Annotated in this window: 14 protein-coding genes; 6 read left to right on the forward strand and 8 right to left on the reverse strand. The window is 66.4% G+C overall.

Translation table 11 applies throughout. The annotated features are described in order from the left end of the window. Nucleotides 1-99: 99 nt before the first annotated feature. The gene (locus ACIA8C_RS41230; protein ID WP_397144630.1) at nt 100-1251 is read right to left on the reverse strand and encodes a helix-turn-helix domain-containing protein; all 1152 of its coding nucleotides are present in this window, start codon (nt 1249-1251) and stop codon (nt 100-102) included. A gap of 179 nt (nt 1252-1430) precedes the next feature. On the opposite strand from ACIA8C_RS41230, the gene ACIA8C_RS41235 reads away from it, so the two are divergent. Beyond that, nucleotides 1431-1676 carry a hypothetical protein gene (locus ACIA8C_RS41235; protein ID WP_397144632.1) on the forward strand — a complete coding sequence of 82 codons (246 nt, stop codon included), beginning with the start codon at nt 1431-1433 and terminating at the stop codon, nt 1674-1676. After that, entirely contained in the window at nt 1673-1828 is a 156-nt protein-coding gene (locus ACIA8C_RS41240; RefSeq protein ID WP_397144634.1) for a hypothetical protein, read from the forward strand. The genes ACIA8C_RS41235 and ACIA8C_RS41240 overlap by 4 nt, the downstream gene beginning before the upstream one ends. 254 nt (nt 1829-2082) lie before the next feature. Here ACIA8C_RS41240 and ACIA8C_RS41245 read toward each other — a convergent pair whose 3' ends face one another. Then, nucleotides 2083-2385, reverse strand: coding sequence for a hypothetical protein (locus tag ACIA8C_RS41245; protein ID WP_397144636.1), 303 nt, complete (start codon nt 2383-2385; stop codon nt 2083-2085). A gap of 349 nt (nt 2386-2734) precedes the next feature. Between ACIA8C_RS41245 and rnc the strand changes: the two genes are divergently transcribed. Further along, complete coding sequence (gene rnc, locus ACIA8C_RS41250) at nt 2735-3454, forward strand: ribonuclease III (RefSeq protein ID WP_397144638.1); 720 nt, start codon at nt 2735-2737, stop codon at nt 3452-3454. A 77-nt stretch (nt 3455-3531) separates the two neighbouring features. Here the strand turns inward: rnc and ACIA8C_RS41255 are convergent, their stop codons facing one another. Together ACIA8C_RS41255 and ACIA8C_RS41260 are read right to left on the reverse strand one after the other, a co-directional pair. After that, on the reverse strand, nt 3532-4284 hold the full coding sequence (locus tag ACIA8C_RS41255; RefSeq protein ID WP_397144640.1) for a lysophospholipid acyltransferase family protein: 753 nt from the start codon (nt 4282-4284) through the stop codon (nt 3532-3534). A 15-nt stretch (nt 4285-4299) separates the two neighbouring features. Then, nucleotides 4300-5046, reverse strand: a complete 747-nt coding sequence (locus ACIA8C_RS41260) for a lysophospholipid acyltransferase family protein (protein WP_397144642.1) — start codon at nt 5044-5046, stop codon at nt 4300-4302. A gap of 229 nt (nt 5047-5275) precedes the next feature. Here ACIA8C_RS41260 and ACIA8C_RS41265 point away from each other — a divergent pair, with 229 nt between their 5' ends. Continuing rightward, a complete protein-coding gene (locus ACIA8C_RS41265; RefSeq protein ID WP_397144644.1) occupies nt 5276-6079 on the forward strand; it encodes a hypothetical protein in 804 nt (267 codons plus the stop codon). Nucleotides 6080-6163: 84 nt separating this feature from the next. Further along, entirely contained in the window at nt 6164-7699 is a 1536-nt protein-coding gene (locus ACIA8C_RS41270) for a Rieske 2Fe-2S domain-containing protein (RefSeq protein WP_397144646.1), read from the forward strand. Between the two features lie 136 nt (nt 7700-7835). Here ACIA8C_RS41270 and ACIA8C_RS41275 read toward each other — a convergent pair whose 3' ends face one another. Together ACIA8C_RS41275 and ACIA8C_RS41280 are read right to left on the reverse strand one after the other, a co-directional pair. Then, nucleotides 7836-8792: a DMT family transporter gene (locus ACIA8C_RS41275; RefSeq protein WP_397144648.1), complete on the reverse strand. Its 957-nt coding sequence runs from the start codon at nt 8790-8792 to the stop codon at nt 7836-7838. A 140-nt stretch (nt 8793-8932) separates the two neighbouring features. Next, on the reverse strand, nt 8933-10186 hold the full coding sequence (locus tag ACIA8C_RS41280; RefSeq protein ID WP_397144650.1) for an oxygenase MpaB family protein: 1254 nt from the start codon (nt 10184-10186) through the stop codon (nt 8933-8935). A 100-nt stretch (nt 10187-10286) separates the two neighbouring features. Between ACIA8C_RS41280 and ACIA8C_RS41285 the strand changes: the two genes are divergently transcribed. Beyond that, nucleotides 10287-10931 (forward strand): TetR/AcrR family transcriptional regulator, encoded by a 645-nt coding sequence (locus tag ACIA8C_RS41285; RefSeq protein ID WP_397144652.1) that lies wholly within the window; start codon nt 10287-10289, stop codon nt 10929-10931. Here ACIA8C_RS41285 and ACIA8C_RS41290 read toward each other — a convergent pair. Together ACIA8C_RS41290 and ACIA8C_RS41295 are read right to left on the reverse strand one after the other, a co-directional pair. Beyond that, the gene (locus tag ACIA8C_RS41290) at nt 10928-12334 is read right to left on the reverse strand and encodes an MFS transporter (RefSeq protein WP_397144654.1); all 1407 of its coding nucleotides are present in this window, start codon (nt 12332-12334) and stop codon (nt 10928-10930) included. The genes ACIA8C_RS41285 and ACIA8C_RS41290 overlap by 4 nt on opposite strands. A gap of 155 nt (nt 12335-12489) precedes the next feature. After that, nucleotides 12490-14355, reverse strand: coding sequence for a putative bifunctional diguanylate cyclase/phosphodiesterase (locus ACIA8C_RS41295; RefSeq protein ID WP_397144656.1), 1866 nt, complete (start codon nt 14353-14355; stop codon nt 12490-12492). Between the last annotated feature and the right edge of the window lie 102 nt (nt 14356-14457).

Below are 14457 nucleotides of genomic sequence, written 5' to 3' on the forward strand. Positions count from 1 at the left end.
ACCGCCTTCCGATCGCCCATTGGCACAACTCCTGACCGCTATCTCAATCGAAGGCTGCTCAACCCACCCCCTACCGAGCGATGACCGGTCTGACGGCAGCTACGGCCGGTAGGTATCCCGGAATGCTTCGCGCACCACGGCCGCGTCCGCAGTGTCACGATCCTCGATGCCGGTGACCAGTTCAGTCACGCGCCAGTAGTTCGACGGAACCAAGCGTCCAGAGGTCACCGCCGCCAGTGCCACGTCCGCGGCTTCATCGGGCTTGTCTGCGGCCACTAGGGCCAAGCCCAGATCCAGATTCGCCGAAGCGATCCGGCGCGGGCGGGTGGAGGTCGCGCCGGACAGATCTGTCAGGACATGCCGGGCGTAGGACTCGGCCGCAGGATCACCGAGCCAAGCCAGGGTGGTAGCCACATAGGCGTCCGACTTGGCAGGGTCGTACCGGAAATGATGCTCCGGCCGGTCGGGAACGTTAAGCGCGGACACCAGCCGGGCGACTCTGCACAGCGCGCCGTAGGTGCCCGTGCTGTCTCCGAGCCGCGCCAGCGCGCGGCCTTCTTGGGCGGTCGCCTGAATGTGGACCGAACTGCCCTCCGGGGCAATGGCTTGCGCTTGCCGCGACAGCTCGGCGGCAGCGGTGAACTCTCCAGCGGTCAGTAACTGCCAGGCGCGCGTCTCGAGGCACCAGGCCGATATCTCCAGGTGCTGTGCTTCGTCGGCCAGCTTCCACGCCAAGTGCCCCCGGGCCGCTGCGGACGGGGTGTCGCCCAGATCGATATGGCAGGTACTACCCAGCAGCGACAACCAGCCGACCGCGACGAGTAACCGGCGGTGCTGAGTCAGGGTCTTGCGGGAGTCCATGAGTCGTCCGGCGTAGCCAAGATGCTGGCGGATGCGCACGAGCAATTCGCCCGGCGCAGTCGTCGGATAGGCAGCGGCCAGGTCGTCAACGGCGAGTTCGAGCCGTTCAAGGGTGTCGCCTCCGATATCCGAGACCGCCGCGCGCTGCATCCATTCCGCCGCCGCCCGTTCGCCATCAACTGGTTCGATGAACAGGGCCGAGCCGACTCCCAGTGCGTCCGCATACGCGCGCACATGCTCGGCTCTGACAGTGCGCTGCCCTGTCTCCAGCAGCCCTAGCAAAGCCTTGCTGTAGTGCGTGCGCGCCGCCATTGCGGACAAGCTGAGTCCAGCCGCCTCGCGCGCAGCACGCAACCGCTCACCGGTGACGTCCTCCCGCCAGGGGTCCATACGCCCACGGTAGCCGTGCGTCACGTTCGTTGTAGACGGTTGTGGACAGCAAGAGGGACCTGGGTCGAAAACCGCACGCCTAACGTCTTTTTCATGCCTCGACGCCGGGTGCCGAACCGGCCAACACCGGCTCCCCCGGCGGCGGGTGCCACTAACCCTGACGGCGGAAGGGGCGGGCCGTGAAACTTCCCGCACGACGCGATGACGACGAGAACACCAGGAAGCTGGGGCTGGCCCCGAACTACGGTCCGCAGTACCTCCAGCACAGCGACGGGTCCTGGTCAGTGGTCGGCCTGGACGGCTGGCCGGTCGAGCTGGACGACTACGTAGAACTGGCCGCCGACGTGATCAGTGTTCCGGCGACGTTGACCACCGTGCTGATCGACGTGCACCCGATCGACGTGCGCGACACCGAGATCCGATGAGTAGCGGATGGCTGACACTCGGATGGGTCATCGTGATCGCACTGCCGTTGACCGTCGGCCTGGTGGCGATCCTGTGGCCGGAGCGCATCCCGAAAGACCGAACCGTCGACGGCATCCGGCAGCGCATCCAAGACGAAGACGATGAGTACTGACCTAGCCTGCTTAGATCCATCTAAGCTGGTCAGATCACATTTTGATCAGATTTTGCGCTGCGCGGCATCCATGTAGCTAACGTCGATTCATGGCCGAGAACCGCTGACGTATCCAAGAAGGCTCCGCTTCCGGGTTAGCGGCAGCCCAAGAGCCGATCTGACCGCCGATAACATTCCCATCGCAGTGGTTCTCGGCGGTCAGTTCGGTCGGAGACTCGAACCCCGAACCCGCTGATCAAGAGTCAGTTGGTCGTTCAGTCCACGTTCTGGCATTCGACGCCGATCTGGTTATAGGTGCCTCCGTCCTTCTGGTAGGCGATGGCGCAGACACGGCCCCGGCCTATGCCGGTGACGATCCAGCTCGGATTCGGCTCTGTCGGTGATGTGGAGAGGTCCCGGTTTATACCGGGACCTTCGATGGTGAGGAATCCGACGAACCCTTGCCCGATGGCCGAGGCCTGGTATCCGTCGGCGCCGCCGACCACGCAGAGACAGACCGGCGATCCGTTCGGTTGGCAGGAGACATCCTGCGCGTTGGCGGTAGTCGTGGTCGCCATTCCGATAGCCCCCAACAGTGCTGCGGCGAAAGTTGCACGACGAATTACGGTAGTACCCATTTGTGTTCCCCCACTTACGATTTCGAAACCAGCTTTTCTGGTTGATAGATTGGATGTGCGGGCACCCGGACCGGTTCCACCGAACATGTGTGACTGCCGTCACATCTCTGATGGGATTCCTTTGCTCGTGGTCTGCCGCCGTAGCGGCCCGCCGTGCCCCTTCGTGCCCCGGTAAGCTCACGCTGATGCGGCAAGGTACTGGTAGGCAACCGTCGGGGATGGGCGTGCGATTGCCCGACGGCGCGCCCCGAAACAGCGGTGACCGTCCCAGCGTGTGGAAGACCCCGTTATGACAGTGGCAAACGAGGGCGCCGACGCCGACGAGCACGCGGATTTGATTGCTGCCCTGGGGGTTGCGATCGAGGCAAGCCTGCTGACGATGGCACTGACCCACCGCTCCTACGCCTACGAACATGGCGGAATGCCGACCAACGAACGGCTCGAATTTCTCGGTGACTCGGTTCTAGGGTTCAGCGTCACCGAGTTCCTGTACCTGACGTACCCACAGCGCAGCGAAGGCGATCTGGCCAAGATCCGCTCACGAGTGGTGAACATGCAGGCCTGCGCCGAGGTCGCCCGCAACCTTGGCCCCCACGGGCTGGGTGTCCACCTGCGCCTGGGCAGAGGTGAGGAACTCACCGGAGGACGCAACAAGACCAGCATCCTCGCCGACGGCATGGAGTCCCTGCTGGGCGCGGTACACCAACAGCACGGCATCAAAGTGGCTCGCACCGTGGTGCTGCGGCTCTTCGCCGACTTACTCGAACGTGCCGCCAAGATGGGCGCTGGCCTGGACTGGAAGACCAGCCTGCAGGAACACACCGCCGCACACGGCCTGGGAGTGCCCAGCTACGAGATCAGCTCGACCGGCCCCGACCACGACAAGGCGTTCACCGCTACCGCGGTAATCGCGGGAACCGCCTACGGTGTGGGAGAGGGTCGATCGAAAAAGGAAGCCGAGCAGAACGCCGCTGCCGCCGCATATGCAGCGCTGACCGCGAACGATTAGCTGCCGTCGAGCCGGAAATCGGAACGGACGGCCGCAAGACGCCCTGAAACATCGAATGTACCTCTGATCGCGCGAACTCAGGGGTTTGGGCGTTGGGCTTTGGCTCGGCGGCGGGCTTGTTCTTCCTGTTCCAGGATGGCGGCTTCGGCGAGGGTGGGGGCGGTGCCGCCGAGGCGGGCGGGGACCCAGCGGGCGCCGGGTTCCATGGGGTAGTCGTGTTGGGCCTTGGTGAGCAGGGCTGCCATCTGGCTGCGGAGGGTGGTGGTGAGGGTTTCCGGGGGTTCGGCCGGTGGGATGGGTTCGCCGATGCGGATGTTGATGGGGAAGTTGTGGCGGCCGAGTTGTTTCGGGATGTCCTTGGTCCAGACGCGGTGGGCGCCCCAGATGACCAGGGGGATGATCGGGACGTCGGCTTCGATGGCCATGCGGGCCGCGCCGGATTTGAAGTCCTTCAGTTCGAAGCTGCGGCTGATGGTCGCCTCGGGATAGACCACGACGAGTTCACCGTCGCGCAGGGCGTCGACTGCGCGACTGTAGGACTCGGCGCCCGCCGTGCGGTCGACGCCGATTGCCTTGCAGTGCTTCATCAGAAAGCCGACGGTGCCATGTTCGAGCTCGGCCTTCATCATGTATCTGACGTTGCGGCCGGACTTGCGGCCGACCAGGCCGACCTCCATGAAGTCCAGGTACGCGGTGTGATTCACGGCGAGCACCGCGCCGCCCGAACTCGGGATCCGATGCTGGTCGGCGATGTCGATCCGCAGCCCTTGCACCGCGAATATGGTGCGCACCAAGCCGGTGAGTATGTCGTAAACCGGTTCCCGCGCCATCCGAAATCTCCGCTACTACGAGGCCGTCTTCTTCCGAGCTGCTTTTTCCGCGGCCTCGGCGGCGTCGAGCGCGTCGGCCTCCTCCAGGGTAGGGGCGCTGCCGCCGAGCCGGGCAGGCACCCAGTACGCGCCCTGCTCGTGCGGGTAGTCCTTTTGCAGGTCGAGCAGCATTTCCTGCATGGTCGCGCGGAGCTTGGCGGTCAGCTCGGACGCGGGCTCGAACGGCGGGATCGGCGCGCCGACCGCGATGGAGATCGGAGTGTTGGTGCGGCCGAGGCGCTTCGGGAAGCCCTTGGTCCACACTCGCTGCGCTCCCCAGATGACGATCGGGATGATCGGTACGCCGGACTCGATGGCCATCCGCGCCGCGCCGGACTTGAAATCCTTGATCTCGAAGCTGCGGCTGATAGTCGCCTCGGGGTACACGCCGACGAGCTCGCCGCGCCGCAGATACTCGACCGCGGCCTGGTAGGAGTCGGCGCCAGCGCCCCGGTCGACCGGAATGTGCTTGAGCGCACGCATGATCGGGCCGGAGATCTTGTCGTCGAAGACCTCTTTTTTGGCCATGAACCGGATGTAGCGCTTGGGGGTGCGCACCGGCAGCCCCGCGTAGGTGAAGTCCATGTAGCCGGTGTGGTTGACCGCGAGTACGGCACCATCCCGCGCGGGGATATGTTCAGCGCCCTTGACGGTGAACTTCAGGCCTTCGACGAAGAAGACGGCGCGGGCAAGACCGATGATCGTCCGGTAGACGGGTTCCACAATTCCGCTAGCGTAGTCGCTGACTGTCTCATCCGGCAGTGGGCCACTGCTTTGTGGGTCACACCGAGCCTGGGACGGCTCGCTCGGCCTGTCGCACGCTGTAGAGAAGAGGATCGTCGAAGTGGAATGCGCCCATCTGAATCCACCTGGACGCGACCGTAAAACACCGCGGGATCAGCCCACCACATCGCCTCGACCGCTGCGCACCGTCCGAGCTTTGATCGGCGGCTTGGCGATCGCCAGTGCCTTCGCGCTGACCGGCTGCGACTCCGCGGTGGGCATTCCGAACGATGAGCCGACGCAGGCCACAACGGCGAGTACGACACCGACCGCTGTTCCGTCCACCCCGAGCAGCACGCTGGCGCCCGCCACCTCGTCGGCCGCGCCTTCGGTCGGACCGGTCGCCGAACTGCCTGCCGCCGTGCAGCGTTGGGCCGCGGATCTGAAGACGAGCACCGTGGCGCAGTTGCAAGCCAAATGCTGGACCATCGCACCGCAGAACGTGGCGGAAATGTACGCCGACGAGCAGCCCATCCTGGCCGCCCTCGCCCAGCCCGGCACCGCCACGCGAGACGCCATCACCTGGAAGACCAGGACCACCACGGTCGCCGTCGACCGCGCCGCGCTCGACACCGGCTATGCCTGCCCCCGGGTCGCCTCGGCGGGCGCCGACATCGAGTACAACGACGCCGACGCCAGACACACCGTGCGGCGCTACCTGGCCCGATTCGTCGGCGCCCCGCTCGACGCCGCCGATAAGGAGGGCACCTACCCGCTGGTCTGCAAGGCGTCCCCGGCCGGCTGGGATCCCACCGGCACCGGTAAGTCCAGCGCCGCGCCGCTGGCCACCAACCCGGGCAAGCTGACCGGCGCGACCAAGTTCGCCGACCAGGAAATCCATTCCGACCCGCCACGCGGGGACTACATCGCCGTCGATGTTCCGGTTACCAACTCGGCCGGGACAACACAGACCCGCGTGTTCACCCTGGCCGCCGGGCCACAGGGCTACTGCATCGGCGACGTCTCCCCGTAGCCCTGCTCGCGGGGCACCGCGAGCGCTCGGCAGTTCTATACAGCCATTACCCTGGATGGCTGGTAACGGTAGGAGGAGCAGCTCGTGCAGATCACCAGCGTCGGACACGCCGGATTCCACATCCGCACCGCGGCGGGGTCGATCCTTTGCGACCCCTGGGTCAACCCCGCGTACTTCGGTTCGTGGTTCCCGTTTCCCGACAACACCCAGCTGGACTGGGACGAGCTGGGCAATTGCGATTTTCTCTACGTCTCGCATCTGCACCGCGACCACTTCGACGCGGAGAACCTGGCAAAGCACGTCAACAAGGACGCGACGGTGCTGCTGCCGGACTACCCGGTGCCGGATCTGAAGCGCGAACTGGAGAAGCTCGGCTTCCACAAGTTCTTCGAGACCGAGGACTCGGTCAAGCACACCATCAGCGGTAACGGCGCCGAGCTCGACATCATGATCATCGCGTTGCGCGCGCCCGCCGACGGGCCGATCGGCGACTCCGGGTTGGTCGTCTCCGACGGCGAGACCATCTGCTTCAACATGAACGACGCCCGTCCGGTCGACATGGACGTGCTGCATGATTCGTTCGGCCACATCGACATCCATCTGCTGCAGTACTCCGGCGCGATTTGGTACCCGATGGTCTACGACATCCCGAGCCGGACCAAGTCGAACTTCGGTAAGCAGAAGCGCCAGCGCGGCATGGACCGGTGCCGGAGCTACATCGAGCAGGTCGGGGCCACCTGGGTGGTGCCATCGGCCGGGCCGCCGGTGTTCCTGGACGACGAGCTGCGCTACCTCAACGACGATCGCGGCGACGAGGGCAATATCTTCCCGGACCAAATGGTGTTCCTTGATCAGATGCGGATCCACGGCAACGAGGGCGGGATCCTGATGATCCCCGGGTCCGTCGCCGACGTGCGCGGGGCCGAGTTGGCGTTGACCCATCCCTTCGAGCCAGGACTGATTTACGACAACAAGGCCGAATACATCGAGTTGATGGCGCAGCGTCTCGCGCCGGTGCTCGCGGCCGAAAAGGCTTCTTGGGCAACGGGTGACGGGCCACTGCTGGAACCGCTGAAGGAGCTGTTCGAGCCGATCATGGCGCAGAGCGATCTGATCTGCGACGGCATCGGCTACCCGGTCGGGTTGGTGATCGGCGAGGAGACCGTGGTGCTCGACTTCCCCAAGCGCGTGGTGCGCGGGGCGATCGAGGGAGAAGGCAAGTACCGCTACGGTTTCCGGATCGCCCCGGAATTGGTGCGCACCGTGCTGCGGGACAACGAGCCCGACTGGGTGAACACCATCTTCCTGTCCACCCGCTTCCAGGCGTGGCGGATCGGCGGCTACAACGAATTCCTCTACACCTTCTTCAAATGTCTGACCGACGAGCGCATCGCCTACGCCGACGGCTGGTTCTCCGAGGCGCACGACGATTCCGCCTCGACCGAGCTGGCCGGGTGGGAAGTGCAGCGTCGCTGCCCGCACCTCAAAGCGGACTTGTCGAAATTCGGTGTAGTGGAAGGCAATACGCTTACCTGCAACCTGCACGGCTGGCAGTGGGACCTGGAATCCGGACGGTGCAAGACCTCCAAGGGCCACGAACTGCGGTCACGCAAACTCTGACGCGGCGGACCGGCAGAAACGTTCCACACCCCTCATCGAGGTGCCCATCGGACACCCTGGTGAATCGCGATCCAGTGGCACCACGGCGGGCCTCACTCGGGCAATGCCGCCACCATGTGCCACTCGATCGGTTGGGTCAGCGGTGGGATCGGGCGGCCACGCCGACGGCGACCAACGTCAGGGCGCTGGCTGCTACCGCAGTGACGGACAGGCCTGCGCTGGTTGGGGTGGCGATGTCCAGGGCGATCGACATCAGGAGTTGGCCTGCTACGGAGGTCAACCCTAGTAGGAGAACGCCGATCCAGCGGACGGTGACGGCGGCCAGGGCGATGAAGGCGATGCCGATCAGGCCGCCGAGGTAAAGCCAAGGCTGCGTGGGGAATTCGGTGGGAATGCCGGAGCCGAGCAGGACGACCGCCTCGATCACCACCAGGGCGACGAGGCCGACACAGAAGTTGACCAGGGTGGCGAAGACCGGGCCGCCGACCTCCCCGACACGGCCGTTGACCGCTTGCTGCCAGGCCAGGCCGATGCCTGCCAGTGCGGGCAGGATAATCAGCAGCGCGGTCGGCGCGCCACGCAATGAGTCAGGGATCGAGAGTGGTCCAGCCGGTGCGCCCGACCGGCCCGTCCCGGCGATCAGCACCGCGACTACTCCGAAAGCGGCACCGCCGAACCGCAGTACGGTGACCGGAGTTCGACCATTCGGCGCGATCCCGAGGCGATCGACCACGAGGCTGCTCAGGAGCTGGCCCGCGACGACGGCGACCGTGAAGGCGGTAACGCCGATCGCCGCGACGGTAAGCCCCTGGCAGGCGACGAAGAAGGCACCGCAGAGCCCACCGAGCAGATGCCACGGCCGTAAGGTGCCCGCCGACAGCGCATTCCGAACCTGCGCAGCACCGCCACGAAGCCGGCCACTGAACGCGAACGCGATCACCAGAATCAACAGGCCGGACCCGAAACTAATGGTGGCCGCGGCAATTCCGTCGTGCAGCCGCGCCCCGAGCGCACCATTGATCCGCCCCTGCACCGCCACCCCCGCCCCGATGCAGAGTCCGAACCCAAGCCCCAACCTCACCCGCGCGGTCATCTCCGGAACGCTACCGCCGCATTCCCCCGCGCCGACGCACCCGCCGGAGTCACATTCCAGGCAACGCACGCTGATACCCCCGCCGCCGACGAGCTCGTGATCGACGCATGGCGGGGGCAGCATCGGCGGCCGGGAACGGGTCAGCCGACGCGAAGGGTGGGACGGGTGGCGTAGGTGTCGTGGCGGGCGTAGGTGCGGTCGCCGCCGTTGCGGGCGATGGAGCCACGGACCAGGCGGGTGCGGATGCGGGCGCCGAGGTTTTCGTGGAAACGGGTGGCGCCGGGGAGGATTCGGCGGGGCACCTCGAGTGCGCCGTTGACGACGGCGGTGGCCAGCACGGCGCTCCGGAAGAATCTGCTGTCGGACAGGCCGAGGAAGTCGGCGTTGGTCGCGCCGAGGATGATTCGGCTGTACGCGACCATGTAATTGGTGATCACCTTGCGTAGCGCGCGCTGCGCGGCGGTGGTGTCACCGACGAACAGACCGCCCGCCGCGGGGACAAGGGCTTGGGCCAAGCGCTTGGAGTCGGCGTCGGGAATGAATTCGGTGTCGGCGAGGATCCAGAAGGCGCGCCAGGTGTCGGTCTCGCAGGTCGGCAGGATCTCCGCGTCGATGCCGAGCAGGAACCCGACGTAGCGCCAGAGCTGGAAGACGGCGTCCTTCTCCTTGGCCGAGAACTGCAGGCCGAGCGCTTGGGCGCCAACGAGATTCGCCATGGAGAACAGTCCGAGCGTGCCGACGGTGAGCACCTGGTTGATCGGATGGTCCCAGGCCTCGTAGTCCCAGTCGGGGCGCCGGTTCATGCCAGCGCGCACCAGCGCGTGCATCAATCGCACCCGCAGCACGCTTTTATAGCCGACCGCATTGCATTGCAGCGCACCGGGAGTCGTCACGTCGAGCCACCACTGGGTGGTCTCGGCGAGGCGGCGCGGCGCCATCGCGTCGAGGTCGCCGGTGCCGACCAGCGTCTTGTCCGCGCGCGAGGCCAGGTAGCCGCCCATCAGGGCGAACATGCCCATCGCGATGCCGCCCCAGACGCTGGTGCGGCCGACGACTCGGGCGCCGCGGTCGATCTTCTCGCGATCCAGCCAGTACGGATCGGCTTCCACCTGCGCGAAGAACGCGGCCAGCTCCGCGGGGGCGTCGGGCACCGCGGCGATGCCGCTGTCGACCGCGACCTCGAACATCCGGCGTCCCTCGCCGACGGGCAGCCGCTTGAACATCGCGACCATGGCGTCGGCCAGTGGATCACCGACCGTGGTGAATCGGCGGAAGGAGTCGCGCTGGGCGGCGGTGCAGCTTAGGTCGCCGGGGGCAAGCACTGGCACGGCGTACTTGAACGGGAACTCCGTGAACAGCTGCGGAGTGGGCAGTTTCTGGTTGTCATGCGCCATTGCACTTCACCCGTCGGATCGAGGTTCGCGGTCGAGCATTCTGACAAGACCGTCCCACACAATCCGATATCTGGCAAGGATGTATGCCAGAATGGCTCCGATGGCTACCACCTCGCGGTCCTACGGCGGCGTGCCGATCGAACAGCGCAAAGCGCGGCGGCGTGCCGCGTTGCTCGACGCGGCCCAGGAAATCATCGGGACCTCGGGTTTCGCCAAGCTGACCGTCTCGGGGTTGTGCGCCGAGGCGCGGCTGTCCGAGCGGTACTACTACGAGAGCTTTCGCGATCTCGACGCGGTGTTCAGCGAGTTGTTCGACCGGATCGTCGACGAGATCGGGCAGGCGGTGGTCACCGCGTTCGTCACGACGCCCACCGATATCCGCGCCAAGACCAGGGCCGCGATCGCCGCGGCCATCGACCTGATCGCCGACGACCCGCGCAAGGCACGCATCGCCACCGTCGAGGCCCAGCTGAACCCGGCCTTGCTGATGCGCAGAGCCGAGGTGATGCGCTCGTTCGCGGGCATCATGATGGCCGTGTGCGCGGACGAGGTCGGTGCCGAGGTCGTCGAAAACGCCGGTGACCAAGCCGAATTCGCCGCCACCCATTTGCTCGGCGGCCTCTGGGAAACCACCAACAGCTGGCTGGCGGGCACCCTTCCGGTCACCCGGGCCGTCCTGATCGATCGCTCCACCGACCAGTTCCTGCTCACCGCAAGCCATCTCATCGGTGTCCCGCTCGACTAGTCCCCGGTCTTGTCCTCGGCATCGGCCGGTCTCGGCGGTAGCCAAAACGGCGTCAGCAGGGCGATGGGAAGGATGGTGGCGCCGAGCAGAGCGAGGGTGGTAGCTATCGACCACCAGGTGGTGGCGAGCGCGGCGAAGGCGAATACCGCCAGCGCGACGACCTCGCCGAGCAGGCCGGATACCGAGGTCACGGTGGCTCGGGCCGCACCCTCGATCGCGTCTTGCAGCCGAGCTCCGGCGACGACACCGGCGTTGTAAACGATGCCGTAGGACAGGCCGATCGCCGTAAAGCCAAGGCCGGTAAGGACATACACGGCACTAGGCCATCGCTCGGCAAGTCCGGCGATCAGCGCGCCGCCGAGGAACAGGACGCCGCCGATGCCGACGACACTGGCCATCGTGCGTCCCGAGATGCCCTCGGTACGTCCGGCCAGCAGCGAGCCGCCCAGCGAGCCGAGCACGGTCAGTCCGACGAGCAGCGGCACCACCGCCGTCGGCACGCCGGCCGACTCGGCGAGCAGCGCGAAGTACTCGTCGAACGCGGTGATGCCGAACAACAATGCGCCGAGCAGCACGCCGTTGCGCACCGCGCGCACCCGAAACGCTTCCCTGACACCGGTCTTCAGCATGGCGAGGTAGCGGGCGATCGGTCCGCGCGCCTTCTCGTCCGCGTCGCTCGATTCGACTCGACCGTCAACAGTTGTCGCGAGACCATCGGAGGTGCCGTTCCGATTCAACTCGGCAACAACGCTATTCGACATCGAGGTGTGCTTGTCGGCCGTAGCTCCAGCGACCGGCGGCGTCTCTTCGTCTGCCAGCTCATCGGTGTCGGCGGCGGATACCGCCTTCGGCGCATTGGGCAGCGACATCGCGATCACCGTGTGCAGCGCGGCGAATCCGACACTGGACCAACCGATCAGCGCATAACCGCCCCAGAGGTACAGCGGCGTGGCGGCGACAATACCGACGACAATGGCGGTTTCCGAAGCCGCGCGGGTGTAACCGAGGATGCGAGCGTAGGCGGACTGCTCGCCGCGGGCGGCGAGATCGTCGTAGACGAGGGCCTCGAACGTCCCGGAGGCCAAAGCGCCTGCGGTGCCCCACACTACGAATCCCAAGGCAAAGCCTAGATAAGTCGGGACGAGGGTCCACAGCGCGAACCCTGCCGTCAGCAGGGCGCCGCTGAGCACCAGAAGCACGCGCCGCGACACCGTGTCCGCCCACGCGCCGGACGGCACTTCCAGCAGGAACGCGGTAGCCGACCACATCGCGAACAACGAGGAAATCTGCCCGGTGTTCAGCCCGTGGTCGGCGAACAGCAGCGAGTACAGCGCGTAGAGCGGGATCAGGTCGCCGATGCCCTTGAACAGCACGGCGCGGATCGTCAGCGAACGGGCCGTCAACTCCGCGCGGACAAGAGCCGAGCGGCGATAGAGAGCGGCTGGACGCGAGCGCGAGCGGAGGACGCTACCCGTCAGCCGGGCGACAGATCAACAGAGGTAAACGATCAAACGCATGTGTATCAGCATGCGAACCTGCGGCCGACCGCGTCAAGCGATTATCCGAGTGGCAGCCAGCCGTTGGCGGCGTGCATCGAATCGCCGTCGTCGAGCTCGCGCCCAGCGGTACCCGGCCCGACCCGCCCGTGGTTCTCGTTGAGGTCGCTGATCAGGTCCGCGACCGGGTGCGAGTCGCTGTAGTGATAGCCCTGCGCGAGGGCGAAGCCGAGTTCGGTGAGCACCGCGGCCTGGTATTCGGTCTCCACGCCCTCGGCGATCACCTGCAGGTCGAGCGCGCTACTCAAGGCGGCGATCACGCCGAGCAGCGGCGGCGCCGGGGAGTCCGAGCGGATGGCGGCGACGAAGGACTGGTCGACCTTGAGGATGTCGCTCGGCAGCGTGGCCAGCCTGCTGAGCGAGGAGTATCCGGTGCCGAAGTCGTCGATGGCGATGCGCACGCCTCGGTCGCGCAAGGTGTGCAGATTCGCGATGGCGGTGTGCGATTCGGCGGCCAGCTCGCTCTCGGTCACCTCGAGCACCAGTTGTTCGGCAGGCCAGCCGGTGGTGGCGAGGATGCCCGCGACGCGATCGGCATAGCCTGCCTCGGCCAGCTCCAAGCCGCTGACATTGACGTTCAGCGTCAGATCGAGCTGAGCGAAGGTGTCCTGCAGTCGAGCCGCGTCGGCGCAGGCCCTGCGCAACACCAGCTCATCCAGATCGGAGATGAGGTCGTATTCCTCGGCGACCCGGATCAGGCCCTCGGTGGTGACGTCCGGCTGCGCGCTCGACGACCAGCGCAGCAGCGCCTCGACACCGACCGCCTTGCCGCCGCCCTCGGTGAGGCTGACGATCGGCTGGTAGTGCACGTCGAGCAGGCCGCGGTCGATGGCCTCGCGCAACTCCACCGCGAGCGGCAGCTGACGCGAGGACTCGAGGACCGTCCGGTTGCGACCCGCCTGCTTGGCCCGGTACAGGCCGACATCCGCGCGGCTCACCAGCAGCGAGCCGGATTCGCCTGGCTGCCAAGAGGTCACGCCCGCCGAACAGCCGGTGGTCACCGCCGCGCGCAGTTGCTCGGTGAGCAGGATGGCGGCCTGCTCGGTGGTGTTCGGCAACAGCATCGCGAACGCGTCGCCACCGTAGCGGGCCAGGCGCTGGTCCGGCGCAAGCAGTTTCGACCAGGTGTCGGCGACCCGCTGCAGCACGGCATCGCCGGCCCGGTGGCCGAGGTGGTCGTTGATCTTCTGGAATCGGTCGAGGTCGACGAGCACCAGCGCGAGTCCCTGGCCGGTGCGGGCGGCCTGCTCGATCGCGGAGTTGAGCGCGCGATCGAAGCCGCGCCGGTTCAAAAGCCCGGTCAGCACGTCGATATCGGCTTCCGACGCCATCCTGGTGAGGATGCCGACCACCACGCCGACGCCGAGGGTGACCCCCGCCGGAATCAACCCGGACCACCACGGCAACCCGGGATGCACCGGCCGCACGGGCAATACCCACAGACACAGCACCATGGCGAAGGCGATGTGCGCGGCGGCCTGCGACCACGCGAAGAACAACGCGGCATCGCAGGCGACGAAGACATAGAAGGCGGCGAGGCTGATCGCGCCGACGGTGTTCGGGAAGGCGTAGACCGCGACCGTGACCAGCACCGTCGCGATGGCGACGTACCCGTGATGGACGGAGTGCGGCAGCCGGGGACCCCACGCGAGCAGGGTGAGTCCCAGCGTCAGCGCGATAGCCGCAGCCGTGCCGACCAGCGGCCGATTCCCCTCTTCGCCCGGGGCGATCGCAGTAATAAGCAGACCCAGCACACCACCCATGACGTAGAACGCCCCGGTGGTCCGAGCCATGACCATAGCTGTCGCCAGCGCCGATGCCGCCCGCACCCGGGTTCGGGTATCGCCGCGCGCCCCGATTCCTCGCACGGACAATAGCCTAGACACAACGAATCCCAGCGGTTGCCACATCCCGTGAATCCGGCATGGCGAACCGGTAGCTATTCAGCTTCGCGAAACATTCGGGTAGCC

This window comes from Nocardia sp. NPDC051321 (assembly GCF_044455225.1).
Taxonomy (GTDB): domain Bacteria; phylum Actinomycetota; class Actinomycetes; order Mycobacteriales; family Mycobacteriaceae; genus Nocardia.

Coding starts and splice junctions, on each gene's coding strand:
- ACIA8C_RS41230 (WP_397144630.1), bottom strand. CDS start 1,251: ATGGACCCCTGGCGGGAGGACGTCACCGGTGAGCGGTTGCGTGCTGCG.
- ACIA8C_RS41240 (WP_397144634.1), top strand. CDS start 1,673: ATGAGTAGCGGATGGCTGACACTCGGATGGGTCATCGTGATCGCACTG.
- ACIA8C_RS41245 (WP_397144636.1), bottom strand. CDS start 2,385: ATGGCGACCACGACTACCGCCAACGCGCAGGATGTCTCCTGCCAACCG.
- rnc (WP_397144638.1), top strand. CDS start 2,735: ATGACAGTGGCAAACGAGGGCGCCGACGCCGACGAGCACGCGGATTTG.
- ACIA8C_RS41255 (WP_397144640.1), bottom strand. CDS start 4,284: ATGGCGCGGGAACCGGTTTACGACATACTCACCGGCTTGGTGCGCACC.
- ACIA8C_RS41275 (WP_397144648.1), bottom strand. CDS start 8,792: ATGACCGCGCGGGTGAGGTTGGGGCTTGGGTTCGGACTCTGCATCGGG.
- ACIA8C_RS41280 (WP_397144650.1), bottom strand. CDS start 10,186: ATGGCGCATGACAACCAGAAACTGCCCACTCCGCAGCTGTTCACGGAG.
- ACIA8C_RS41285 (WP_397144652.1), top strand. CDS start 10,287: ATGGCTACCACCTCGCGGTCCTACGGCGGCGTGCCGATCGAACAGCGC.